Origin of the sequence: Brevibacillus borstelensis (genome assembly GCF_003710865.1) — a bacterium.
Taxonomy (GTDB): domain Bacteria; phylum Bacillota; class Bacilli; order Brevibacillales; family Brevibacillaceae; genus Brevibacillus; species Brevibacillus borstelensis.
The window spans coordinates 1-22207 of record NZ_RHHO01000018.1; the positions used below are offsets into that span (position 1 = coordinate 1).

20 protein-coding genes, 10 tRNA genes and 2 pseudogenes are annotated in these 22207 nt (G+C 49.4%); 25 read left to right on the plus strand and 7 right to left on the minus strand.

The window, feature by feature from the left end; genetic code table 11:
* Positions 1 to 31: 31 nt before the first annotated feature.
* The 11 genes from EDM54_RS10610 (at position 32) to rocF (ending at position 2247) form a co-directional block, all read left to right on the plus strand.
* Positions 32 to 107, plus strand: a tRNA-Asn gene (locus EDM54_RS10610).
* A 7-nt stretch (positions 108 to 114) separates the two neighbouring features.
* A tRNA-Thr gene (locus EDM54_RS10615) sits at positions 115 to 190 on the plus strand.
* 15 nt (positions 191 to 205) lie between these two features.
* A tRNA-Glu gene (locus EDM54_RS10620) sits at positions 206 to 279 on the plus strand.
* A gap of 83 nt (positions 280 to 362) precedes the next feature.
* Positions 363 to 438: transfer RNA gene (locus EDM54_RS10625), tRNA-Val, on the plus strand.
* A gap of 74 nt (positions 439 to 512) precedes the next feature.
* Positions 513 to 597: transfer RNA gene (locus tag EDM54_RS10630), tRNA-Tyr, on the plus strand.
* Between the two features lie 12 nt (positions 598 to 609).
* A tRNA-Gln gene (locus tag EDM54_RS10635) sits at positions 610 to 684 on the plus strand.
* A 7-nt stretch (positions 685 to 691) separates the two neighbouring features.
* Positions 692 to 767, plus strand: a tRNA-Lys gene (locus EDM54_RS10640).
* Between the two features lie 28 nt (positions 768 to 795).
* Positions 796 to 872: transfer RNA gene (locus EDM54_RS10645), tRNA-Arg, on the plus strand.
* Between the two features lie 77 nt (positions 873 to 949).
* Positions 950 to 1026: transfer RNA gene (locus tag EDM54_RS10650), tRNA-Pro, on the plus strand.
* 64 nt (positions 1027 to 1090) lie between these two features.
* Positions 1091 to 1164, plus strand: a tRNA-Gly gene (locus EDM54_RS10655).
* Between the two features lie 186 nt (positions 1165 to 1350).
* Positions 1351 to 2247 carry an arginase gene (rocF, locus tag EDM54_RS10660; RefSeq protein ID WP_003393022.1) on the plus strand — a complete coding sequence of 299 codons (897 nt, stop codon included), beginning with the start codon at positions 1351 to 1353 and terminating at the stop codon, positions 2245 to 2247.
* A 77-nt stretch (positions 2248 to 2324) separates the two neighbouring features.
* Here rocF and EDM54_RS10665 read toward each other — a convergent pair whose 3' ends face one another.
* Positions 2325 to 2474, minus strand: a complete 150-nt coding sequence (locus EDM54_RS10665) for an aspartyl-phosphate phosphatase Spo0E family protein (protein ID WP_003393023.1) — start codon at positions 2472 to 2474, stop codon at positions 2325 to 2327.
* A 179-nt stretch (positions 2475 to 2653) separates the two neighbouring features.
* Here EDM54_RS10665 and sigW point away from each other — a divergent pair, with 179 nt between their 5' ends.
* From sigW to EDM54_RS26980, 11 genes and pseudogenes are all read left to right on the plus strand, one after another.
* A complete protein-coding gene (gene sigW, locus EDM54_RS10670; RefSeq protein ID WP_003393025.1) occupies positions 2654 to 3217 on the plus strand; it encodes an RNA polymerase sigma factor SigW in 564 nt (187 codons plus the stop codon).
* 17 nt (positions 3218 to 3234) lie between these two features.
* Positions 3235 to 3858 carry a zf-HC2 domain-containing protein gene (locus EDM54_RS10675; RefSeq protein ID WP_003393028.1) on the plus strand — a complete coding sequence of 208 codons (624 nt, stop codon included), beginning with the start codon at positions 3235 to 3237 and terminating at the stop codon, positions 3856 to 3858.
* Positions 3859 to 3966: 108 nt separating this feature from the next.
* A complete protein-coding gene (cdaA, locus tag EDM54_RS10680; RefSeq protein ID WP_003393030.1) occupies positions 3967 to 4788 on the plus strand; it encodes a diadenylate cyclase CdaA in 822 nt (273 codons plus the stop codon).
* On the plus strand, positions 4781 to 6022 hold the full coding sequence (locus tag EDM54_RS10685; RefSeq protein ID WP_024984026.1) for a CdaR family protein: 1242 nt from the start codon (positions 4781 to 4783) through the stop codon (positions 6020 to 6022). Before cdaA ends, EDM54_RS10685 begins: the two co-directional genes overlap by 8 nt.
* Before the next feature lie 47 nt (positions 6023 to 6069).
* Positions 6070 to 7416, plus strand: coding sequence for a phosphoglucosamine mutase (gene glmM, locus EDM54_RS10690; RefSeq protein ID WP_122958177.1), 1347 nt, complete (start codon positions 6070 to 6072; stop codon positions 7414 to 7416).
* Positions 7417 to 7879: 463 nt separating this feature from the next.
* A complete protein-coding gene (glmS, locus tag EDM54_RS10695; protein WP_122958178.1) occupies positions 7880 to 9712 on the plus strand; it encodes a glutamine--fructose-6-phosphate transaminase (isomerizing) in 1833 nt (610 codons plus the stop codon).
* Between the two features lie 248 nt (positions 9713 to 9960).
* Positions 9961 to 10740: an ABC transporter ATP-binding protein gene (locus EDM54_RS10700; RefSeq protein WP_024984028.1), complete on the plus strand. Its 780-nt coding sequence runs from the start codon at positions 9961 to 9963 to the stop codon at positions 10738 to 10740.
* Positions 10730 to 12895 (plus strand): ABC transporter permease, encoded by a 2166-nt coding sequence (locus tag EDM54_RS10705; RefSeq protein ID WP_122958179.1) that lies wholly within the window; start codon positions 10730 to 10732, stop codon positions 12893 to 12895. Before EDM54_RS10700 ends, EDM54_RS10705 begins: the two co-directional genes overlap by 11 nt.
* A gap of 37 nt (positions 12896 to 12932) precedes the next feature.
* Positions 12933 to 13601: a response regulator transcription factor gene (locus EDM54_RS10710; RefSeq protein ID WP_122958180.1), complete on the plus strand. Its 669-nt coding sequence runs from the start codon at positions 12933 to 12935 to the stop codon at positions 13599 to 13601.
* 4 nt (positions 13602 to 13605) lie between these two features.
* Positions 13606 to 14643 carry a sensor histidine kinase gene (locus tag EDM54_RS10715; protein ID WP_122958181.1) on the plus strand — a complete coding sequence of 346 codons (1038 nt, stop codon included), beginning with the start codon at positions 13606 to 13608 and terminating at the stop codon, positions 14641 to 14643.
* Between the two features lie 33 nt (positions 14644 to 14676).
* Positions 14677 to 14775, plus strand: a pseudogene (locus EDM54_RS26980) (SDR family NAD(P)-dependent oxidoreductase); the annotation flags it as partial.
* 104 nt (positions 14776 to 14879) lie between these two features.
* On the opposite strand, the gene EDM54_RS10725 reads toward EDM54_RS26980, so the two are convergent.
* Positions 14880 to 15716 (minus strand): DUF92 domain-containing protein, encoded by an 837-nt coding sequence (locus EDM54_RS10725; RefSeq protein WP_122958182.1) that lies wholly within the window; start codon positions 15714 to 15716, stop codon positions 14880 to 14882.
* Between the two features lie 116 nt (positions 15717 to 15832).
* Positions 15833 to 16462 (minus strand): DUF2306 domain-containing protein, encoded by a 630-nt coding sequence (locus EDM54_RS10730; RefSeq protein WP_122958183.1) that lies wholly within the window; start codon positions 16460 to 16462, stop codon positions 15833 to 15835.
* A 185-nt stretch (positions 16463 to 16647) separates the two neighbouring features.
* On the opposite strand from EDM54_RS10730, the gene EDM54_RS10735 reads away from it, so the two are divergent.
* Positions 16648 to 17241 (plus strand): TetR/AcrR family transcriptional regulator, encoded by a 594-nt coding sequence (locus EDM54_RS10735; RefSeq protein WP_039071582.1) that lies wholly within the window; start codon positions 16648 to 16650, stop codon positions 17239 to 17241.
* On the opposite strand, the gene EDM54_RS10740 is transcribed toward EDM54_RS10735, so the two are convergent.
* From EDM54_RS10740 to EDM54_RS10750, 3 genes and pseudogenes are all read right to left on the minus strand, one after another.
* Positions 17226 to 17414 (minus strand): hypothetical protein, encoded by a 189-nt coding sequence (locus tag EDM54_RS10740; protein ID WP_003393050.1) that lies wholly within the window; start codon positions 17412 to 17414, stop codon positions 17226 to 17228. The two genes, EDM54_RS10735 and EDM54_RS10740, sit on opposite strands and share 16 nt — an antisense overlap.
* Positions 17411 to 17497, minus strand: a pseudogene (locus tag EDM54_RS26985) (short-chain dehydrogenase); the annotation flags it as partial. The pseudogene EDM54_RS26985 and the gene EDM54_RS10740, both read right to left, overlap by 4 nt.
* A 119-nt stretch (positions 17498 to 17616) precedes the next feature.
* Positions 17617 to 18831, minus strand: a complete 1215-nt coding sequence (locus EDM54_RS10750) for an MFS transporter (protein ID WP_003393051.1) — start codon at positions 18829 to 18831, stop codon at positions 17617 to 17619.
* A 146-nt stretch (positions 18832 to 18977) separates the two neighbouring features.
* Between EDM54_RS10750 and EDM54_RS10755 the strand changes: the two genes are divergently transcribed.
* A complete protein-coding gene (locus EDM54_RS10755) occupies positions 18978 to 19868 on the plus strand; it encodes a LysR family transcriptional regulator (RefSeq protein ID WP_122958184.1) in 891 nt (296 codons plus the stop codon).
* Between the two features lie 44 nt (positions 19869 to 19912).
* Here the strand turns inward: EDM54_RS10755 and EDM54_RS10760 are convergent, their stop codons facing one another.
* Positions 19913 to 21163 carry an MDR family MFS transporter gene (locus EDM54_RS10760; RefSeq protein ID WP_122958185.1) on the minus strand — a complete coding sequence of 417 codons (1251 nt, stop codon included), beginning with the start codon at positions 21161 to 21163 and terminating at the stop codon, positions 19913 to 19915.
* A 427-nt stretch (positions 21164 to 21590) separates the two neighbouring features.
* Here EDM54_RS10760 and EDM54_RS10765 point away from each other — a divergent pair, with 427 nt between their 5' ends.
* Complete coding sequence (locus tag EDM54_RS10765; protein WP_371862624.1) at positions 21591 to 21986, plus strand: ASCH domain-containing protein; 396 nt, start codon at positions 21591 to 21593, stop codon at positions 21984 to 21986.
* Positions 21987 to 22207 lie beyond the last annotated feature (221 nt).

Consider the following 22207-nt stretch of genomic DNA (forward strand, 5'->3'; position numbering starts at 1 on the left):
GCATGAATTGCGTTAGTGCCTTTATCATTGTTCCTCGGTAGCTCAGTTGGTAGAGCAATCGGCTGTTAACCGATCGGTCGGGGGTTCGAGTCCCTCCCGAGGAGCCATATACTTGCTCCTGTAGCTCAGTCGGTAGAGCGTTTCCATGGTAAGGAAGAGGTCGCAGGTTCGATTCCTGTCGGGAGCACCATACCATTGAATATATGGCCCGTTGGTGAAGCGGTTTAACACAGCAGCCTTTCACGCTGTCATACAGGGGTTCGAATCCCCTACGGGTCACTTAAAAACCCAACGAGTTGTTGGGACCCCCGCAAAGTACTCGGAATATGCTGCCAAGCATACCGTCACTTTGTGGGGATGATGGAGGCTTAGCTCAGCTGGGAGAGCATCTGCCTTACAAGCAGAGGGTCGGCGGTTCGATCCCGTCAGCCTCCACCATTTATTATTTTGTTCACAGATATCGGTTACGGGTTGTCACCGTTCCGTAATTACTCTCGAAGAGCAAATGCGATGGGGAGATAGCGAAGAGGCTAAACGCGGCAGACTGTAAATCTGCTCCCTATGGGTTCGGCGGTTCGAATCCGTCTCTCCCCACCACTTCATATATATTGGGGTATAGCCAAGCGGTAAGGCAACGGACTTTGACTCCGTCATTCCTAGGTTCGAATCCTAGTACCCCAGCCACTTGTTTGAGCCATTAGCTCAGTTGGTAGAGCATCTGACTTTTAATCAGAGGGTCGAAGGTTCGAGTCCTTCATGGCTCACCAGTTTTTTTATTTTTAAAGTGAACGAGATGTGCCCTTAGCTCAGCTGGATAGAGCGTTTGACTACGAATCAAAAGGTCGGGAGTTCGAATCTCTCAGGGCACGCCATTTTTCCCCTAAAAATAATGCGAAGCTTTGTTCATCGCATAGTGTTGACACCGGGGATTAGACAATTGATTTTGTGTCGGGAAGTAGCTCAGCTTGGTAGAGTACTTGGCTTGGGACCAAGGGGTCGCAGGTTCGAATCCTGTCTTCCCGACCATTTCTTCTTATGATCCCGTGTATTCCATTGGGATTATATGCATTTTCAAGCGATTATTTCTTATGCGGGTGTAGTTCAATGGTAGAACTCCAGCCTTCCAAGCTGGTCGCGTGGGTTCGATTCCCATCACCCGCTCCATAAGTGTAAAGGACATGCCGTTGGCAGTCCTTTTTTATTTTTAGCGGCAGATCGTTCTTTCTTTTTCCTAGGACCCTTTTCCTATCGGTTTATTTATGCAGATTTGTGTCGAGTTGAGTCATTTCTTCTTTCAAGGCTACAATAAGTAACAAACAACAAGGTAACCGAGAGGAAGGGGTAACGAGTATGAACAAAAACATCAGTATCGTTGGTGTACCGCTTGATCTGGGAGCAGACCGCCGCGGTGTCGATATGGGACCGAGTGCGATTCGTTACGCTGGAGTGATTGCCCGTCTGGAGCAAATGGGTTTGAACATCCAGGATAAAGGAGATATTCCCGTTACACGTCCTCGCAATTTTACAGAGACAGAGAACCATAAGTATTTGGACGAGGTAGTTGAAGCGAATCAAAAGCTCGCTGAGGTTGTAAGCGGTATCATGCAGGAAGGACGTTTTCCTTTGGTGCTGGGAGGGGACCACAGTATCGCTCTCGGGACAGTAGCAGGCGTGGCCAAGAACGTGAAAAATCTGGGGGTCATTTGGTTTGACGCTCACGGTGACCTGAATACGGGAGAGACCTCTCCATCGGGGAATATCCATGGCATGCCTCTGGCTGCGAGTCTAGGCTTTGGCCATGAACGTCTGGTCAATATCGGAGGCTTTGCACCGAAGCTGAAACCAGAGAATGTGGTGATCATTGGTGCGCGGGATTTGGACAGAGGGGAAAGAGAATTGATCAAGAGGATCGGGCTCAAGGTGTTTACCATGCATGAGATCGACAAGCTGGGAATGGCTCGCGTAATGGAGGAAGCCATGGCTCACGTGTCCAAAAACACGGATGGGGTGCACCTCAGTCTGGATCTGGATGGTCTGGATCCTCATGACGCTCCGGGCGTAGGTACCCCGGTCATAGGCGGGATATCCTACCGGGAAGGACACCTGGCCCTGGAGATGCTGGCAGATGCGGACATACTCTGTTCGGCTGAATTTGTAGAGGTAAACCCAATCCTCGACCGGGAAAATGTGACGGCACGTGTAGCAGTAGCACTCATGAGTTCCGCTTTTGGCGACAAATTGTTATAAGGCAAAAGGAGAGGGAAACAGGCCTCTCCTTTTTTGTTTCCACATCTTTACATGCGCCAGGGAAAGCGTTACAGTGACTAAGGATGGAAATGCAGTTGGTTAAGGAGATTGTCGAGGCGTACGCTCAGCTCGACCATTTCCGGAGTTATGGCTGCCAGTTCTTTATACCTGTCGTTTAACTCTTGACGAAGCTGTTCGATTTGGAACAGAACATCATCCTGACTCATTTAAACCACGCTCCCTTTACACCATCAGGATAAAAGAGGTACCATCACTACTATATAGAGAGAACCTTGATCTTTATTCCACTCATTCCCAGAAAATTGGCGGGATAAACATAATCAAAACTGAAACCATTTGAGGTATTATCCGTATATAAGGATTACGGTATTGCGGGGAGGATCGCATGGATTTTGTAGAAAAACGGTTGACTCAGCGCGCCAAACGCGGAGATCGCGAGGCTTTTGCTGAGTTGATCGAAATATATAAAGACAAGATATTTCAACTCGCATACCGGATGGTAGGTAACCGTCAGGATGCGGAGGATATCGCGCAGGAAACCTTTTTGCGGGTCTATGCCAATCTGCACACCTACGACGAGAGCTACAAGTTCTCCACGTGGATTTACAGGATTGCAACCAATCTGTGTATTGACCGGGGCAGAAAGAAAAGGCCTGACTTTTCCCTGGATGAAGAAGTAGAACCCGGACAGGGAATGGACTGGTATTCCCGCCTATCCTCAAACGAAAAGAACCCGGCAGACTCGCTTGTCACGCAAGAGCTGCAGGAGACCGTACAGGATGCCTTGTCGCATCTGGCACCAAAGTATAGGTCGATCATGATTTTGCGCTATATTGAAGACCTGTCGCTTCAGGAGATTAGCGATATCGTCAAATTGCCAGTCACAACCATCAAAACCCGTATCCATCGCGGTCGGGAAGCATTGCGCAGCAAGCTGCGATTCATGTAGGAAAGGAGAAAGTCACGATGGAATGCCGAGAAATGTCTGTTCTCATTCATGAGTTTCTGGACGGGGAAATTGACGAATTGTCCAATCAGAAATTACAGACCCACATGAGAACATGTGCCTCCTGTCGTCAACATCTTCAAGAGCTGCAAAGAGCGATCGCTTTTGTACAAAGCGCGTCACATATACAAGTATCTCCGGATTTTACAGCCCGGGTATTTGCGCAACTGCCAACGCCGACGAGGAAAAAACGTTTTTCTTCTTGGCTGCGCAATCATCCGTTTCTTACAGCTGCAGCTGTCTTTCTCTTCCTGATGACGGGGAGCACGATGGCCAACTGGTATGAACGGGACAATACACTGCAAATTGCCTCGTCCAACATGGATAAACTGAAGATTGACCGTACGCGCAATGTCGTCGTGGTTCCGGCCGGCACCACCATTGATGGAGATCTGGTCGTACGCAACGGCAATGTCGAGGTACAGGGCGAAGTGCGAGGGAACGTTGTGGCAATTGAGGGGAAGGTCGTTCTGGCATCGACTGCACACGTGGCAGGAAGCGCTGAATCGATCGAAGCCATTTTCGAATGGATTTGGTACGAAGTGAAAAATATTGGAAATGACTTGCTTCCCGTCTTCCCATAGGAGAAAATAAAGGGTACAACAATAATGAGCACGGCGCCAGAAGCCGTGCTTTTTCCGCAGGAATAAGAGCGACCGCATTGAGATGGAGCGAGATATGGGGGCTTCGTTATGATATCACTGGAATATGGAGATATATTGCGGTATGTGATCGATATTTCGCTCGTCACATACGTGATCTATAAATTAATTATGCTGATCCGGGGGACGCGGGCGGTCCAGCTGCTGAAAGGGATCATGGTGATTATCGTCACTTGGCTGCTGAGCAAGTACTTCGAGCTGAAGACCCTGCACTGGCTGATGTCCCAGGCGTTTACCTTCGGGGTACTGGCTATCGTGATCATCTTTCAGCCGGAGCTGCGGCGAGCGCTGGAGCAGTTGGGACGCGGGAAGCTGTTTTCTCGCACCAATACGATTCAGGATGAGGAAATGGTCAAGCGGGTCGTACAGGAAGTGTGCAAGTCCGTTACGTACATGGCCAAGCGTCGGATCGGGGCCTTGATCGTCATTGAACGGGAAACGGGCCTGAATGATTTTGTGGAGACGGGAATTGCCATCAATGGACGAGTCAGTTCAGAACTGTTGATCAATATTTTTATCCCAAATACACCTTTGCATGACGGGGCGGTCATCATGAGAAAAGATATTATCTTGGCAGCAGCGAGCTATTTGCCCCTCTCCGAAAACAATTCGATCTCAAAAGAGCTGGGAACCCGGCACAGAGCTGCGATCGGAGTAAGCGAGGTTTCCGACGGTATGGCGATTGTCGTTTCCGAAGAGACTGGACAAGTTTCCTTTACCGCGAACGGGCAAATGAACCGGAATTTGACCGAGGAGCAGTTGGCTGAATTGCTCACCGAGCAACTGCATCCGGCCCTGAAGAGCAAATCCATGGGAAGTCGTTGGCAATGGAGGCGAAAACAACATGGATAAATGGTTGAACAGTCACTGGTTTGCGCGCATTGTTGCTCTGTTGTTGGCCGTGATGATGTGGACGGTGGTCAATGTGGAAAGCGACACAACGCCGACCACGGATTCAGCGCCGCCGCTCTTGATCGACAGCGTCAACCTGCACGTAAAGTATGACACGGATCGTTATTACGTCGCCAAAATGCCGCGTACCGTGCAGCTTGCTCTGGAGACAAACAATCCGTTTTACAAGCATAATCTCGTGCCCCAGGACTCCAGAGAGGTGTATGTCGACCTCATGGACAAGGGGAAGGGGACACACCGTGTTCCGGTCCAGTACAAAGGATTTCCCGACGATGTGAAAGTCGGAATTATTCCCAGTATTGTCGAAATTACGCTCGAGGAAAAGAAAACCGTAGAGCGGGAAGTGACGGTCGAGCTGCTCGGCCAGGTCGCCCCCGGCTACAAAGCCGGAGAGCCGCTGGTCAAGCCGTTCCGCGTACTTGTCCGGGTACCGGAGAGTCAGGCCGACAAGGTAGCCGCAGTAAAGGCTCCCGTCGATCTGGAAGGGGCTACGTCTCCGATCAAGACGACAGTGCCGTTAAAGGTGATGGACAAGTCGGGGAATACGCTGCAGGGCGCGGAGGTTATCCCGCTCACGGCGGAGATCAGCGTGCCGGTGACAAGCCCGTATGTACAGGTGCCGATCAAATTAAACTTGACGAATGAATTGCCCGATGGATATAGTTTGGCTAGTGTGGATACGAATGTGGATGAGGTCACCGTATACGGTCCGAAGGAAGTCATCGATGCGATGAAATCGGAGACGTATCCGGGGCCGGAAATCGATCTGAGCGATGTGACCTCGGATCGCGTCATCGAACGAAAGATGCCGGTATTGGAGAACATCGTAAAGGTGGAGCCGGATTACCTGAAGGTAGCCCTGAAGGTCGTGCCGTCCGAAACCAAACGCTTGGAGAAGATTCCAATCCGCATCAGCGGTCTGGCCGAAGACATGGAGGCGCGCGTACTGTCCGGAACGGGGCAAGAGATGTCCACGATGGACGTCGACACGGTTGGAGCGCCGACCATACTGGAGAAACTAAGACCGGAGGATGTGCAGGTCGTGGCAGATGTCAGCAACATGCCGGCGGGAGTGTATGAGGTGCCGATCACCTACATCTTTAACCAGCCGGATTACGTCAAGACGGCCAAGAATGCGATCACGAAGGTTACTGTGGAAATCACCAAAAAATAGCGCTGGGCATAAGCTGTTTTGTACAAGGAAAGAAATGAGGGACAAACATGGGGAAGTATTTCGGAACTGATGGTGTGCGCGGTGTAGCCAATGCGCAGTTGACGCCGGAGCTGGCGTTTCGAATCGGGCGCGTAGGCGGTTACGTTCTCACCAGACATAAACAGGAAGGCAAGCCCAAGGTAGTCATTGGACGCGACACGCGCATTTCCGGTCAAATGCTGGAAAGCGCGCTGTTGGCCGGTCTCCTCTCTGTTGGAGCAGAAGTAGTTCGTCTGGGAGTAATCTCTACTTCCGGCGTTGCTTATTTGACACGAGCGCTGGGAGCAGATGCCGGTGTCATGATTTCCGCCTCGCACAACCCTTACCCGGACAATGGAATCAAATTTTTCGGGAGCAACGGGTTCAAGCTTTCCGACGAGGTGGAAGCAGAGATCGAACAATACCTGGATGCGGCTGAAGACACGCTGCCGCGGCCGACTGGGGAGCACATCGGAGCGGTGCTGGACTTCCTGGAGGGTGGACAGAAGTATCTCTCCCATTTGAAAAGCTCAGTAACGGAACGTTTTGACGGGCTGAAGATCGTGCTGGATTGTGCCAATGGTGCCGTTTCCTCGCTGGCTGCAAGGCTGTTTGCGGACGTGGAAGCAGAGGTGATCACCATCGGAGCGAATCCGAACGGGGTCAACATCAATGAGCAGTGCGGGTCCACGCATCCCGAACGCCTGCAGGAGGAAGTCGTCAAGCACAAGGCTCATCTGGGACTTTCCTTTGACGGCGATGCCGACCGCTGTATTGCGGTAGATGAGAACGGTGAAATTGTAGACGGCGACTACATCATGGCGATCTGCGCCCGGGCTCTCAAGGCAAAAGGCAAGCTGAACAACAACACGGTCGTGACGACGGTCATGGCGAACATGGGCTTTTTCAAAGGCATGGAAGAATGCGCGATCAATACGACCAAAACTGCGGTGGGAGACCGCTATGTCGTGGAAGAGATGCTGCGTGGCGGCTACAATCTCGGCGGCGAGCAGTCCGGACACATCGTGTTTCTCGATTACAACACGACGGGAGACGGCCTGTTGACCGGCCTTCAGCTCCTGAACATCATCAAGGAATCGGGCAAGCCCTTGTCTGAATTGAAGCAGGTTATGACCAAATACCCGCAGCTTTTGGTCAATGTCCGCGTAGAAGACAAGACCAAGCTGAACGGAAACGAAGCGATCGAACAGGCGATCCGTGAAGTGGAGGCCGAGCTGGCTGGCAACGGCCGCGTGCTCGTGCGTCCGTCCGGCACGGAGCCAATCGTCCGTGTCATGGCAGAAGGCCCAGACGAAGCGCAACTGGATGAGCTGGTGAACCGCATCGTTGAGGTCGTGAAAAAGGAACTCGTGTAAAAAGTCAGGGGAGTGGTACGGTGCCACTCCCTTTTGCATACAAGTATAAGACAAAAGAATGATTGTGAAGGACAGGGATCTATGATAAAGTTTGGTTTGTGCCTGGGCTCACAATGAAAAAGGGGGAATGCAGCGAAAAGAGACAATGACATAGCATCGATCTTGATGGGAAAGCGCCAGCACTGCAGCTGCCCGACGTGGAGTGCAGTGGACGAGGTGGAGGTTTATCGAAGCATTCGGCGGATGCCTCCCGGCCGAGTATCGCGGCCGCGGAGCGCGGGGGCAAAACAACAGGGCGACTTGTTGCACAAGACCCGCGCATGATACAGATGATCGTTTTATGGAATGGTTTTATCGAAAAAATCAAGCTGACCACATATACAAATGGAATGGCGGGGGAGCAACCCCCGTACCATTGACAACTGGGTTGTGTCCTCCGTCATAGGGAAGGGGACAAACACACATGTGCGGAATTGTAGGATACATTGGCGATAAACAAGCGCAAGAGGTAATTATCGGAGGTCTTCGCAAGCTGGAGTACCGCGGGTATGACTCGGCCGGAATCGCGGTATTGACCGAGCAGGGGCTGCTCGTAGACAAGGCAAAAGGACGCCTCGCTGTTTTGGAAGGAAAGCTGGCAGCACAGCCGCTGGCCGGAAATGCAGGGATCGGACACACGCGTTGGGCGACGCACGGAAAACCGTCTGACGAAAACTCCCACCCGCATACGGATTCGAGCCACAAGTTTGCTGTCGTCCATAACGGCATCATCGAAAACTTTCTGCCGATCAAGGAAGAGCTGATCGCAAAAGGATACGCCTTTACCTCGGAGACGGACACCGAAGTAATCGCGCACCTGCTCGCGGATCTCTACGACGGGGACATCGTGTCTACCGCCCGCAAGGCCGTACAGCGCATGCGCGGTGCCTACGCATTGGGAATCATGACGGAGCACGAGCCGGATAAGCTGGTAGCAGTGCGTCTCGCAAGTCCGCTCATCGTCGGAATCGGAGAGGGCGAGAGCTTCATCGGCTCAGACATCCCGGCTCTCCTGGAGCACACGCGCGATGTCTATATCCTCAATGAAGGCGAAATGGCGGTATTGACCCGGGAAGGCGTTCAGCTGATGGATGCCCAAAGCGGCGAGAAGATCGAGCGCGATATCTTCCACGTAGACTGGGATCTGGTCCAAGCAGAAAAAGGCGGGTACGATTCGTTCATGCTCAAGGAAATCTATGAGCAGCCGCAAGCCGTACGCGACACGATGGGCGCACGGATCGACCAGGAGAAAAAGCAGGTCATCCTGCCTGAGCTGAATATGAGCGATGCGGAGCTGGCCTCCTACGACCGCCTCTATATCGTGGCGTGCGGAACGTCCATGCACGCTGGACTGGTCGGGAAGGACGTCCTGGAAAAGTGGACCCGCGTACCGGTAGAGGTGGCCGTCGCGTCGGAATTCCGCTACCGCGATCCGATCTACACCGACAAGACGCTGATGATCGTCATCAGCCAGTCCGGTGAGACGGCAGACACGCTGGCCGCGCTCCGCGAGGCGAAGAAGAGCGGGGTCAGAGTTCTGGCGATCACCAACGTCGTCGGCAGCTCCGTAGCCCGCGAGGCGGACGAAGTAATCTTTACCTGGGCCGGCCCGGAAGTGGCGGTGGCCTCGACGAAAGCCTATACGTCCCAGGTGATTGCCCTGTACCTGTTTGCGCTGTACTTCGCGCAGGTAAAAGGGACACTGGCGGCTGCAGAGATCGCAGAGGTAGTCGAGCATCTGCAGGAGCTGCCGGCGAAGATCGGCGCCATCCTGGCCAACGTCGAGCCGATCCGCCAGTTTGCCCAAAGCATCCAGGACGCGACCAGCCTGTTCTTTATCGGACGGGGACTGGACTATGCGGTCTCCCTGGAGGGCTCGCTCAAGCTCAAGGAGATCTCCTATATTCACTCCGAAGCGTATGCGGCGGGAGAACTGAAGCACGGTACGCTTGCGCTGATTGAAGAAAACGTCCCGGTGGTGGCGCTGGCTACCCAACCGGACATTTACGAAAAAATGGTCAGCAATATCGTGGAAGTCAAAGCCCGCGGCGCCCATGTGCTCGGCTTTGCTCTCGAAGGAGACCGCGACCTGGCCAAATCGGTGGACGGCGTCATCCACGTCCCAGCCACCACGCCGATGTTAACGCCAATTTTGACCGTCATTCCATTGCAATTGCTGGCGTACTACACTTCTGCTGCGCGCGGGCTTGATGTTGATAAGCCGCGGAATCTGGCGAAGAGTGTTACGGTGGAGTAAGGGGTTTTTGAAGTAGCATAAGTGCAAAAAGCAAATAAAGTCCTATACCAGCAGTTTAAACTTGTGCTGAAGCAATTAAAAGTCGCATTAAGCCGGGCAGATCAGGATTATTTTCTGACATTTGCTCGGCTTTTTTCATGTCCTGCATTTTTCCTTACGCCATTTGTAAGTGTTTCTCGTCTTTCGTACTGACTATAATGTGTATAGCTCAATTCGATTCTAGTTGTTGAAGAAAGGAGCCTTATACAGTGGTCAGACAAGGAAAATTACTAGAGGTTCAAGACTTGCAAAAAAACTACGGGAAGAAGAACAATATAACAAAAGCTTTAAACGGTGTCAGTTTTGATGTTCTCCCCGGAGAATTCTTGGGAATAATGGGACCAAGCGGTTCTGGCAAAACTACGTTATTAAACTGCATTGCAACCATAATAAAACCAACATCTGGGCGTGTACTTTTACACGGTAAAAATATCAGTGCTTTCGACAGTAAGGATTTAGCTGAGTATCGCGGCAGTCGGATTGGATTTTTGTTTCAAGACTTTGAATTGCTGGATAATCTAACCGGACAAGAAAATATACTATTGCCTTTATCGATTCATGGGGTGGATTTTGCAAAAGCACGAGCTAAATTAGATGAGCTAGCCGGTTTTTTAGAAATTACGGATATCCTTCATAAATTCCCGTCTCAGATGTCTGGGGGACAAAAGCAAAGGGTAGCTGCCGCACGTTGTTTCATTACTGATCCAGATATCGTTCTTGCGGATGAACCGACAGGGGCATTGGACACGCGCTCTGCAAGAACTTTAATGAATAAGTTGGAAGGTATGAATAGAACGAGCGGAAGAACTATTTTAATGGTCAGCCACGATCCTAATGCAGCAAGTTTTTGCTCAAGAATCCTTTTTATTCAAGATGGTGTGATATTTCATGAACTGCGTCGCAAACATGATGAGACTCGCGAGAAATTTTATGAAAGAATCTTGCAGGTACTAGCTCAGCTTGGGGGAGGAAGCGCAAATGTTCTCTAAGCTGATTTATCGCAATGCGAAACGAAGTCGCAAGGAGAATCTCATTTACTTTGCAACACTTGTAATCGCAATAGCGTCGTTTTATATCATTCTTTCACTGGGCAGACAAGATGTTATTTTGTTCTTAAAGGAGTTTGAAAGTGATTCGATCGACAAGCTTTTAGCTCAAATGCCCATTGTGTATCTATTTGCGTTATTTTTATTGTTTTTCTTGATTTTATTTGCGAATCGGTACCAATTAAATCGAAGGAGTAAAGAGTTTGGCCTCTATCTCTTGTTGGGAATGCGCAAGAAACGCCTTGTTCTTCAACTATTGGCAGAGGGGTTCATTACTTCTATTTTGGCACTCATTGCAGGGCTCTTGATTGGTGGATTCTTAGCAGAAATCATCAGCTTGACGGTTTCTAAACTAGTCGGACAGGGAATTATCGGTCATCAAATAAGCTTGTCGGCAGGTGCGATTTTCTTTACCATCATCGGTTTTTTATCCATTCAGTTTATTGCACTGGCCATTCTTGGCGGAAGGTTGTTTAAACAAGAGGTGCATCAATTACTTTATGAGCAAATGGATAAGAAACAAGATATGGGGCATTTTACGGGCAATGTACTCACTTTATTGGCAGGCGCTGTTTTCCTGGGTGTCGCATATTGGGTTGCTTTATATCGTTTCACGGATATTGCCGGACTGCTTCTGTTTGTGGCAGTGGCTCTCGGAAGTTTAGGTACGGTCCTTTTTATGAGGGGTTTTGGGAAATTGCTAGGCTTATTGGCAAGCTTGTCTAAAAATAAATCTACAAAAGGTCTGCACACATTTACAGTAAGGCAGTTTCAAGAAAACGTAGCCAATAGATCTACTTCTGTTGCAGTAACATCTATTCTAATCACGTTGTCTATCATTTTGATAGCAGATGGTGCTTCAACTTTTATAGGGTTAGAAAGTGTTTTTGCTAGGAGTTCCTCTGTCTATGATTTTACTGTTAATGGAGATAGTCAAAAAATTGAGCAATTTCTTGCTTCGGAAAAAATGGAACCATATGTAGAGGACTTAAACCTGCTGAAAATTGGGAGAATGAAATATAAGGATGAGCGCGGCGAAAACGGCATCCCTTTGTCTTTGGTAGACTGGTCTGCATTGAGAGAACAAATGATTATGGCTCTGCCAGACAACTATAAAGAGCAAGTTTTATCGGGAGAAATACAGAGTTACAGTTTCAGTTCGGAAAACCCTGAAGCACTTAATCTTTTTGGGGTTCTGGAGACGGATACAACAGCACCTTACCTCATTCCAGAATCATCTTATAATGGTCTTTTAAAAGCCATAGGAAAAAAAACGTTGAACCTGCATTCAGATGAAATTGCTTTATACTTTAATCCGGATTTTATGCCGATGGATAATCTGGAAAGCATGCCTGTACTAGATCATATTCTTGAAAAGGCTGCCAAAGAGGGCAAAAGCTTGATGAGCATTCATGATCAGGCGGTATATATACACCCCTCAATTCCAATGAGAGGTTTAGTAGCAGACCGCTCCGTACAAATTTTTTCAGCATTTATCGTCCCTGATCATATGTTTGAACAATTAATGAATACGGAAACCTATGTGGCGTATTGGAATTTTCGAATCCCGCAAAAGCTGCAAGACCAGGAAGGTTTACTGAAACCAATGATGGAGGCCAGAGATTTATTAAAAGCTTCAGGCTTCACGTTTGAAAGTTATTTGCAAAACTTTGGACGCAAACTCTTCTATGTTGTTGCTGGGAGTTATGCAACACTATATATGGGATTCTTGTTTTTGATTATTGCTTGTACGGTATTGGCTTTACAATTTTTGACACAGGTGAAACAGACTGGACAACGCTATGTAACGCTTTCCATGTTGGGGGCAAAACGTAATCAAATGAAGAAATCCATCCACAGACAGGTGTTGCTGACTTTTCTGTTACCTGTATCTCTTGCATGCGTGAGTGGAGCTGTTGGCATAAGGGCTATGATTGCATTTGTTATGATTCACATCGATGACAAAGCGTCCCTTTATCCGATTGCCCTTGCCTCTGCCTGTATTGTAATCGTAATTTTGGGGATTTATGGAGTAGCAGTTGCCCGTTCAGCAGATCATGAACTAGATAAATTGCGTTGGAAACCAAATATAGAGTAAAAAACAGTTGCAATTTACATCGAAGGGTGGTGCTGAAGTGGCGAGGGTTACTATTGTTGAAGATGATCCGCTGATGAGGGAAGAATTAATCGATATACTGCAAAAAGCTGGTTATGAAGTGGCTGCCATTGCGGACTTCCAAGATATAGTGGCTCAAATAGCCACTTTGGCACCAGACTTAGTCTTGTTGGACATCAATTTACCGGGACAATCGGGATTTGAAATTTGCAAAAGTCTAAAATCACAAGGAACTGGTCCCATATTGATTCTTACATCTAGAGATAAGTTGCAGGATGAATTGCATGGTCTTGATTTAGGTGCAGATGATTATCTCACAAAACCGTGCAATCGAGATAGATTGTTGGCTCGCATTCAAAACCTGCTAAGAAGATTTGAAGGACGACCAGGCTTGATAAATGGCGGCAGTTTTTTCCTAGACCCCAATACCTTTACCTTGTATAAGGGATCTCAATCGATAGTATTATCAGCAAATGAAGGAAAAATTTTATTGACTTTAGTGCAGCATAGACCTGAGATTGTATCCAAGTCTGCATTACGTGAACTTTTATGGGGAACAGACCAATATATCGACGAAAATGCACTTCAAGTAAATCTGACTCGCTTGCGCAAAACGCTACGACAGTTAAACCTGGAAGATCAAATTGAGACTATAAGAGGTCAAGGTTATCGACTTAGGGGTAGGTGAAGGCATGAAATGGATAAAGCAAATCTTTGATTGCTTTCATGCTTATAAACAATGGTTTCTTATTTTCATTACTACAGATCTTCTGTTTATCTTTTTCGCTTGGCTGGCCTACCCGGAAACCTTTAAGGTGTTAGTAGGACTCATGATTGTTTTTACTCTAGCAATGATATCGTTGTCAGTATTCATTATCATCAGAAAGCAAAAAATAATCGAAGCGGCCTTTGAAGATTTTTTGGTAGAGGCGAATGAGACGAACGAAGAAATATTATGCAGGCTATCTCCGAAGACATATTGGCCGTTTATCCGTAGAATGGGGAGCGTCATAAGGTCTTATCAGGCGCAGCTTAATGAGCAAGTTATTGAGTTGACCGATTATGAAAACTATATAGAAGGATGGGTTCATGAAATTAAAAAGCCTCTGTCACTAATGACATTGGTATTAGATAACCGGAGTGATGAAATGTCTCCCCTTGTTAGACAGCGTATGATTCATATTAGAGATCAAATGCTTGGAGACGTAGGGCGAATTTTGTATTTTGCAAGACTAGGGGCTACTCATAAAGATTATTTTTTTGAACCTATCGACTTACTGGCTTTTTGTAAACAGACAATTGAAGATCATCAAACGCTACTGGATGAATCCGGTTTTCAAATACAATTCATAGGTGAGGAGCGGGAAATTCTTTCCGACCGCAAAGGGCTAGCTTTTATATTGGAACAAATAATCGCTAATAGTACAAAACATGTTGCACAGAATCAGGATAGTCCCATTTTGAAGTTTGAAACGGTTTACGACAAAGGGAGTGATCAGACTATTTTACATATTAGTGATAATGGGCCTGGTGTACCTCAAGAAGATTTGCCATTTATATTTGATAAGGGCTTTACCGGAAGGCGAGGTACTTGTACAAGGCAAGCTACGGGGATGGGACTCTTTTTGGTAAGCAAGATGGCCTATGATTTAGCCATTCAGTTGGATGCAAAATCAGCGCTTGGTTCAGGTCTGACCATATCACTAATATTTCCGCATGTGAAACAATAAGCTATGCATCGTGGAGAAAGTTTATCAAGCTGAATAGGCAGGCTGGCCGCATTCGTATGCAGCCCTGATGCATCCGCATGTAAAGGTTCTCCAATCCGTATGGATGGGGGCATGGTGCCTACCATTTTTTAATAGGAATTCTATTAACGTTCCGTACGTCTATAGTACAAGGCATGCGGCATCACCGGAAGGACCAGGCATCGTTCAACGATACAAAGCCCTTCCGGCTTTTCCCATCAGGCCAAGCCGAGTGCCAGAGCCAGCGAGGCGGCTGCTACGCCGCCAGCAAGCGATCCGGCGACATTGACGGTATCGTTGCTCCAGCCGGAGCGGCCGCGGATCCGCTCGGCTGGCCTGCCGCAGTGGCGGACCTGCTCGATCTCCCGGCCGCAAGCGGGGCAACGGTACATTTGCTGCCATGTCGCACCGATCCACGAATCGGCCAGCGATCCAATGATGCCCGCCAGACCGGCTATTCCGATCCAGGCCGCCGGTCTAAGAGCCGCCGAGGTCGTATCCGGTGCGGATTGGCCGGGCACCACCACAAGCAGCATCCACGCTGCAACGCCAATAAATAGGCCGCCAGCCAGCGAAGCGACCATACCGAGGCCTGAGACGCCTCCGGACGTGCCGGGCGGAACGCGCCGACCCGTCTTGATCGATATTGGAGGCGTCCTGCTCAAGCCGCCGATTTCTGTCGCCCACGTATCGGCTGTGACCGCCGCCATTACGCCGAGGAAGGCGTACCACCAAAGCGGATGCGGATACGCCCAGTTTGCCGCGCATAACAGCAGCCCCACTCCTCCATTCGCCAGCACCTGGCCCGCATCGCGCCTCCCGGTTTTCTCGTAACCGCTCTCTGCCGCTGCCTTTGCATGCTTTTTCCACTTGGACCATAACGTCGACGAAACAAAAAAAGCGATAAGGGAGCCGAACCAGACCGCGCTGCCGAGCGCGTACATCACCGTGCCCAGCATCACCGCCGCGAAAAAGCCGGAACCGGACAGCGACCGTTTTGCATAAGCCGCTCCAGCAATCCCGGCGCTGCAGGCCAGACCTATTAACCACTCCACCGCTCTCCGCCCCCTTTGCTTACACTATTATACATTAGCTCAGCGGGCTTTCGAAAATGAGAAGGGAATGAAACGTAGATACCGCTGGACGTTTGACTTCTCCTTTATGACGCCTCCTAGGTTATCCATTTTTTGCGGATGAAAATCTCTGCCAATCCCAGATTGAGCAGCATGCTCCCCCATACGGCGAACGCATACGCAGAGGCGTACGTAAGCCCGATTGCGTGCTGGCCGAGCGGGAGCAGGAGATGAATGGCCAGATTCGCGTAAGTAAGAAAAAAGCTGCGTGTGATCCACTTGGAATGCTCGGCAATTTGCTTGCGGCGAATATGGAGATATCCGAGCCAAGCGGTCCCGAGCCAGAGCAAATTCAAGAGGAGGAAACCGGCAACTGTCAAGCCTCCCGCCGCAAACCACGAAACGTAAAGCCCGGGAATGAAGTTCAGCAGGATAGAAACGACGTAGATTCGCCCATTCCATCGATGCCAGGCGATTGACCGGGTACGTATGTTTCGCAGCATGCCGACAGGCCCCGTAATCAAAGAGACAATCGCAAGCACAATATGCGCCCTCAGCATAAACAACCACAATGCCCGGTCGGCGGTAAAGGAATCCCTGGTTGCAAGAAGCTTGATGAATTCGGGATCAGACACGAAATTTTTGGTTACCGTATGCATGATCCACATCAACGCGACGACTGACAGCAGAATAACAACGCCATTCTTTTCTTTCGTTCGATTTTTCACACTGGCAAACCATCCTTTGCTGTTTTTATGTATAATAGATCAGACCGGACCGTCCGGTCTGAACGGTTTCATTATACGGTGTCTTCTGCTAATTTAAAATAGACAGCTTCTCGTAATTCGTGACAATATGAAGAAGTCGCGGAAGGTTCTAATGAATAGGACTGCCTGCCAGGGGGATGAATCATATGAAGAAATCAGATGAGATAAAGGAAAAGATCGTTAATGCCGCCATGCTTTTGTTTAATACGAAAGGCATTGCTCAAACGTCGATACAAGAAATCATGCAAGCAACCGGTTTGCCGAAGGGAGCCATTTACCGGCGGTTTGAAACCAAGGAACTGATTGTGCTGGCTGCCTTTGAGAGAGCGGGGCAAATCATGCAGCAGTTTTTTACACAAGCTGTGGGAGAGGGGACGAGTACGCTCGATAAATTGCTGAAAATCTCGGCGGTTTACCAGGATGCTGTCCACAACCCGCCCATACCCGGCGGATGTCCGCTGCTGAATACGGCGGTAGAAAGCGACGGAACGTTCCCCGAACTCCGTCAGAAGGCCGCAGGAGCTTACGCGGGCATGGTCAAATTCGTTCAATCGATCATTGAGCAAGGCATACGCAACAAGGAGTTTCGTCCGGATATGGATGCTGCCGAAATGGCCGCTTTTTTGATCGATTCCATGGAAGGGGCCATCATGGCGAGCCGTTTGACGGGCAGCAATGCCCCGATCGAACGCAATATGAAGTATACGGAAAGGCTACTCAAGAGCTACTTGATTGCATAGCCGTTGAACAACATGCTTGTGACGAAAAATGGAGCCAAGACAGACGGTTGAATCTCAACTGCCCTACAAATATCTTGGCGAAAGAAAATCACAAAGTGAAAACGGGACGTTACCGTTTTGGGGCTGCCGAGAAAACGATCGGCAGCCCGCTTGGCAAGAAAGAGATCAATCACAAATGCGATCCCCTGCTAGCATCGATGCACTGTCCAGTAATCCACCGGCTTTCCGGAGAGGCCAGGAAAGCTGCGACATCCGCAAATGTTGCTCTCCTATTCGGCAGGCGTATCGGCATGAGACAACCTAGAGAGGCAGCTAACTCTTTCAAACACAAAAAAATCCTCATTCGCCAGATGAGGATTTTTTCAACGCATGGCTTCATTTAAAGGAAATGGTTTTCTTATGTTGCACGGCCGTAACCCATTTTGCTTGAAGCAACGTAAGTACAAGTGCGATCAGCAAAAATCCCGCGATCATACCGACGACTCCGCCCCATCCTTGGGAAGACCAAAACACGCCGGCTGTCGTCCCTCCGATACTGGAGCCTATATAGTAAAAGAAAAGGTAGAGCGAAGAAGCTTGCGCCTTATCGTGATGAGCGCGGTATCCCACCCAGCTGCTGGCGATGGAGTGGCTGCCGAAAAATCCGAAAGACACGATCGGCAAGCCCAATATTTTGAGCCACACATGGGAATCCAATGTCAGAATGACTCCGGCCAAGGTAATCAGCAAAGAGAGCAAAAGCGCCTTCTGTCTACCGTATTTGCTTGCCATTTTTGCCATCCAGACGGAACTGAACATGCCTACGAGATAGACGATAAAAATCCAGCCGATCACCGTCTGGCTCAATGAGTAGGGTGGCGCGGTCAGGACATACCCGATGTAGTTAAACAAGGCAATGTTGCTGCCAAGGATGAGAAACCCGATGACATAGAGCGAAAGCAATGCCGGATTTTTCAAGTGATCAACCAGAGACGCAAGCAGCTTGCCAATTTCAGGAGAACGCGGGTGAAAGTTTTGGGACTTGGGCAAACTCGCAAAAAATATCAGGCTGGCCACAATGCTGATGACGCTAATGGTTCCCAGCGCTGCGTGCCAGTTGAACATGTCTGTCATCATTCCGGCAATGATTCTGCCTGCTACGGCTCCCAGCGAGTTTCCACTGATGTACAGGCCCATCGCCACACCGAGACTGGCTGGTTCCATCTCCTCTCCCAAATAGGCCATTGCGATGGAGGGGAGTCCGCCTAAAGCGAATCCCTGAATCACCCGGAAGACCAGCAGGCTTTCATACGTTGTACTGAAGGCAGTCAAAATGGACAAGACGGAGGCGGATAGCATGGAGATCATCATGATTCGCTTGCGTCCCCATACTTCCGATATCGAGCCAAACAACAGCATACTAACCGCCAGAGATATGGTGGTCAAAGAAAGGGACAGGCTGGCCATTGCAGGGGAGATGTGAAATTCCTTGGTGAATTCCGGCATTAATGGCTGCGTGCTGTAAAGAATCGCAAACGTGTTGAATCCGGCTGCAAAAAAGGCCAGGTTCGATTTGCGAAAAGCAGCGGTGCCTTGTTGAATGTAACCCATGACAAGAACCTCCTTACCTTCTTCCGTACGCATTTTTATACTATCACCGGCAACTCATGATGTATAATTCATTGTAATTATGTTTTTCATGCACACGGGTAATAGATAAATCAGCACACGATGTTTACAGAAAGGAGGATTCAAACATGGAGTGGCAACAGCTCGAATACTTTCAAACCTTGGCTCACTTGCAGCATGTGACGCGTGCGGCCGAGTACCTGTCCATTTCCCAGCCAGCCCTCAGCCGTTCCATTGCCCGACTGGAGGAGGAGCTTGGGGTACCGTTATTCAACCGACAAGGGCGTACCATTGTGCTGAATCGATATGGCCAGCTCTTTTTGAAGCGGGTGAATCGCATTTTGATGGAATTTGACGTTGGGAAGCGGGAGCTGCACGATATGGTGAATCCGGAGCATGGAGAAGTCGCGTTAGGGTTCTTGCATACGCTCGGCACCAGCCTGATCCCTGACTTGCTTGGCGCCTTCCGTGTCCATTCCCCGGCGATCCGTTTTCAGCTGACCCAAAATCACAGCTACTCGCTGTTAGAGCAGATGAACGCCGCCAAGCTCGACCTTTGTCTTGTAGCAGAGCCAACCGAAACAAAAGTGCCGATCCAATGGAAGCCTCTCTGGAGCGAGGAGATTTTTGTGATCCTGCCCACGAATCATCGGTTGGCTCATGCCCAGAGCATTTCGATGGAAGAAATAGCGGACGAACCCTTTATCTTTTTGAAAAAGGGGTACGCGCTGCGTGAAACTACCGATGGTTTGTTCCGGCAATTGGGAATGAATCCGAAAGTTACGTTCGAAGGAGAAGAAGTGTCTACCGTTGCAGGGCTGGTCGCCGCTGGTCTGGGCCTCTCGCTTCTCCCCGACGTAGGGTTGGACAAGAGCAAAATCGTGTATATCCCGATCCGGCAGCCAAAGTGCAGACGCGTGATCGGGATCGCGTATGTTGAGGATCGGTACTTGTCGCCTGCCGCCTTGCGATTCAAGCAGTTTGTGATCAACTATTTTGGCAGGATGGAATCGATTTGACGGTACGGTATCGATCTTAGTACGGCATTGGGCTGAAGCTTCCATCAGCCCGCCGCTTCAGGCTTCTCCACATACATTCTGAATAACTGAATGTATAGCGCGGTGCTGATCAAGGCGAGCGCCAAAATGAGGCTGAATATTCCCATAGGCGGCATCCACCCGGACAGGAAGACGGTGACCGGGGCCAAAAATTTCCCGATCGTGGCCTGCAAGCTGTCAGCACCCATGTATTGCCCCCTGGCATGCTCCGGGGCATAGCGGCTGATAAAGCTCTGTGTCACGGGTGAGCGCACGATCTCGCCAAAGGTGAAGATAACCGTAACGAAAAACAGGAACCATATATTCGTGCTGATCCCGACGAGGAATGTGCCCCCGCCGGCCAACAGCGTCGACAGAATAAAGACATTGCGCTCCTGCCAATGGTTGAACCACTTCGTGACAGGCAGGATGAAGAGGACAAACAAAAGACCGTTAAATCCCAGCAGCCATCCATATATCTCCGTACCGGAAAGCAAAAGGGTATCGCCATTCCACGGGAACAGTGGCTGGGCAGGGACTTCATTGATCACGTATACTGACAAATACAGATCCAGCTGCATGATCGGGATCAGCGCAAAGATGCCTGCCAACGTATACACCAGAAACACTTTGTCGCGAAGAATAACGCCGTAGCCTTTCCATTGTTCCTTGAAAGCGCGGGAAATCGAAGCCGGCGCTTCCGGGTTTTTCGCCGACCGCGGCAATGTTTCATGGACGATTGCATACATGGCAATGAAATACAGCAGCAAGACCAGTGCGCAGGTCCACAGCAGCTCTTGCCGGTAATGAAAGAAGAAAACGGCTCCGAGTGCAGGTCCGAGAACCGCTCCTATGTTGTTGGCCGTCGCAAACGTTGCGAATACTTGGCGGCGGGATTGTGCGGGAACCAGATCGGCAACCATAGCGGAGCTTGCCGGCCTGTAAATGGCTCCTCCCAGACCAAGACCGATGAATGCGATATAATCGATCCAATGGGACCAAGACACGGCAAACAAGGCAAACATCACCGTCTGAAGAAAAGCGCCCAGCAGCATGACAGGACGCCTTCCCCACCGGTCGGCCAAAGCTCCTCCGAGCAGACTCCCGATCAGGCTGAAGATCGGAGGGGCCGTCATCAAAATGCCAGCGATGTGATTGCCCAATGCCGCACCAAAATATACAGTGATAAACGGAAAGTACATCCAAAACAGCATGTTAAACAGTGCTTCCCCGATTAACCGGGTTTTCAAATTGTTATTCCATGAACGTATTTTCATCCATATCCTCCTCATTATTGTCAAAGCAGGCATGTTCCTGTTTACAAACAGATACACACCACAAGTTTCCCGGCCGGGTATACAAACTTTAAAGCATTTTTTCAAGTAAATATAGACTTATAATTCAGAATGGTTTATACTACTAATATGAAGGTCGAATATACGTCTGGTTAGTTTGGATGTTTCAAAAAAAGAACACATGTTCGGAATGCTAAAAGACGCTCCTCACGGAAGCGTCTTTTTTGATGCCTGCGCCGCGGCCATAAGCGATTCGAAAACTGGTAAAACGAGTACTTGCGGCAATGCCAAATGGGCAGGCAAAGGAAAGGCTGACGGGAATAACAGGGCAGGCAAGCTATGAAGCCAACTCGCCAAAATGTTATGATGAATGGATAAGTGAGCTTTTGGAGGAGAGTCTATGTCAGAAATTACAGTACATAATCACAAAATGATATTTGGCTGGGAAGAGGATAATGGCTTGGGCGAGAGATTGATTCAGCAAATCCTCAGGGGGGAGAAAACGGCTACTTGTGCACCCAAAGAAGAATATTCCGCGGAAGAATTGCAGCAAACATACGAGCCGGTCGGAAAAATTGTCACCGTCTATGACAAGCATGGCAATCCCAGATGCAATGTGAGACTGAAGGAGGTTTTTGAAACGACGTTTGGAAACCCAGATATGCGGCTTGTCCAAGGAGAAGGAAACGGAGACGATGTCGCTCAATTCCAGGAGGACCATCGGCTTGCTTGGAAAGATATCGGGATTACGTTAACAGATGATACGGTTTTGATTGTCGAATTATTTGAGTTAATCCATGATTAACGAGATGGTGAAGCCGACGAAAAAGATGGAGGGCCTGTGTTTCAACACCAACCAGACTAAGCCTCTTGGCATATCGCTTTCGATTCAAGAATAAAAAAGGATGCCAAATCGGCACCTTTTTTTCTTGGTGCGCCCAGCATGGGCGATAGCTATAGGGTGAAAGTCCCGAACGGGGGTTGGCTGTACCAACCGTTAGCTCAAGGCAAGGGTGTCGACCGCGA

What these genes read in the sequence shown, in the direction of transcription:
- glmS (WP_122958178.1), top strand. Translation starts at nt 7,880, where the DNA reads ATGTGCGGAATTGTAGGATACATTGGCGATAAACAAGCGCAAGAGGTA.
- EDM54_RS10705 (WP_122958179.1), top strand. Translation starts at nt 10,730, where the DNA reads ATGTTCTCTAAGCTGATTTATCGCAATGCGAAACGAAGTCGCAAGGAG.
- rocF (WP_003393022.1), top strand. Translation starts at nt 1,351, where the DNA reads ATGAACAAAAACATCAGTATCGTTGGTGTACCGCTTGATCTGGGAGCA.
- EDM54_RS10675 (WP_003393028.1), top strand. Translation starts at nt 3,235, where the DNA reads ATGGAATGCCGAGAAATGTCTGTTCTCATTCATGAGTTTCTGGACGGG.
- cdaA (WP_003393030.1), top strand. Translation starts at nt 3,967, where the DNA reads ATGATATCACTGGAATATGGAGATATATTGCGGTATGTGATCGATATT.
- EDM54_RS10685 (WP_024984026.1), top strand. Translation starts at nt 4,781, where the DNA reads ATGGATAAATGGTTGAACAGTCACTGGTTTGCGCGCATTGTTGCTCTG.
- EDM54_RS10735 (WP_039071582.1), top strand. Translation starts at nt 16,648, where the DNA reads ATGAAGAAATCAGATGAGATAAAGGAAAAGATCGTTAATGCCGCCATG.
- EDM54_RS10750 (WP_003393051.1), bottom strand. Translation starts at nt 18,831, where the DNA reads ATGGGTTACATTCAACAAGGCACCGCTGCTTTTCGCAAATCGAACCTG.
- EDM54_RS10665 (WP_003393023.1), bottom strand. Translation starts at nt 2,474, where the DNA reads ATGAGTCAGGATGATGTTCTGTTCCAAATCGAACAGCTTCGTCAAGAG.
- glmM (WP_122958177.1), top strand. Translation starts at nt 6,070, where the DNA reads ATGGGGAAGTATTTCGGAACTGATGGTGTGCGCGGTGTAGCCAATGCG.
- EDM54_RS10715 (WP_122958181.1), top strand. Translation starts at nt 13,606, where the DNA reads ATGAAATGGATAAAGCAAATCTTTGATTGCTTTCATGCTTATAAACAA.
- EDM54_RS10755 (WP_122958184.1), top strand. Translation starts at nt 18,978, where the DNA reads ATGGAGTGGCAACAGCTCGAATACTTTCAAACCTTGGCTCACTTGCAG.
- sigW (WP_003393025.1), top strand. Translation starts at nt 2,654, where the DNA reads ATGGATTTTGTAGAAAAACGGTTGACTCAGCGCGCCAAACGCGGAGAT.
- EDM54_RS10760 (WP_122958185.1), bottom strand. Translation starts at nt 21,163, where the DNA reads ATGAAAATACGTTCATGGAATAACAATTTGAAAACCCGGTTAATCGGG.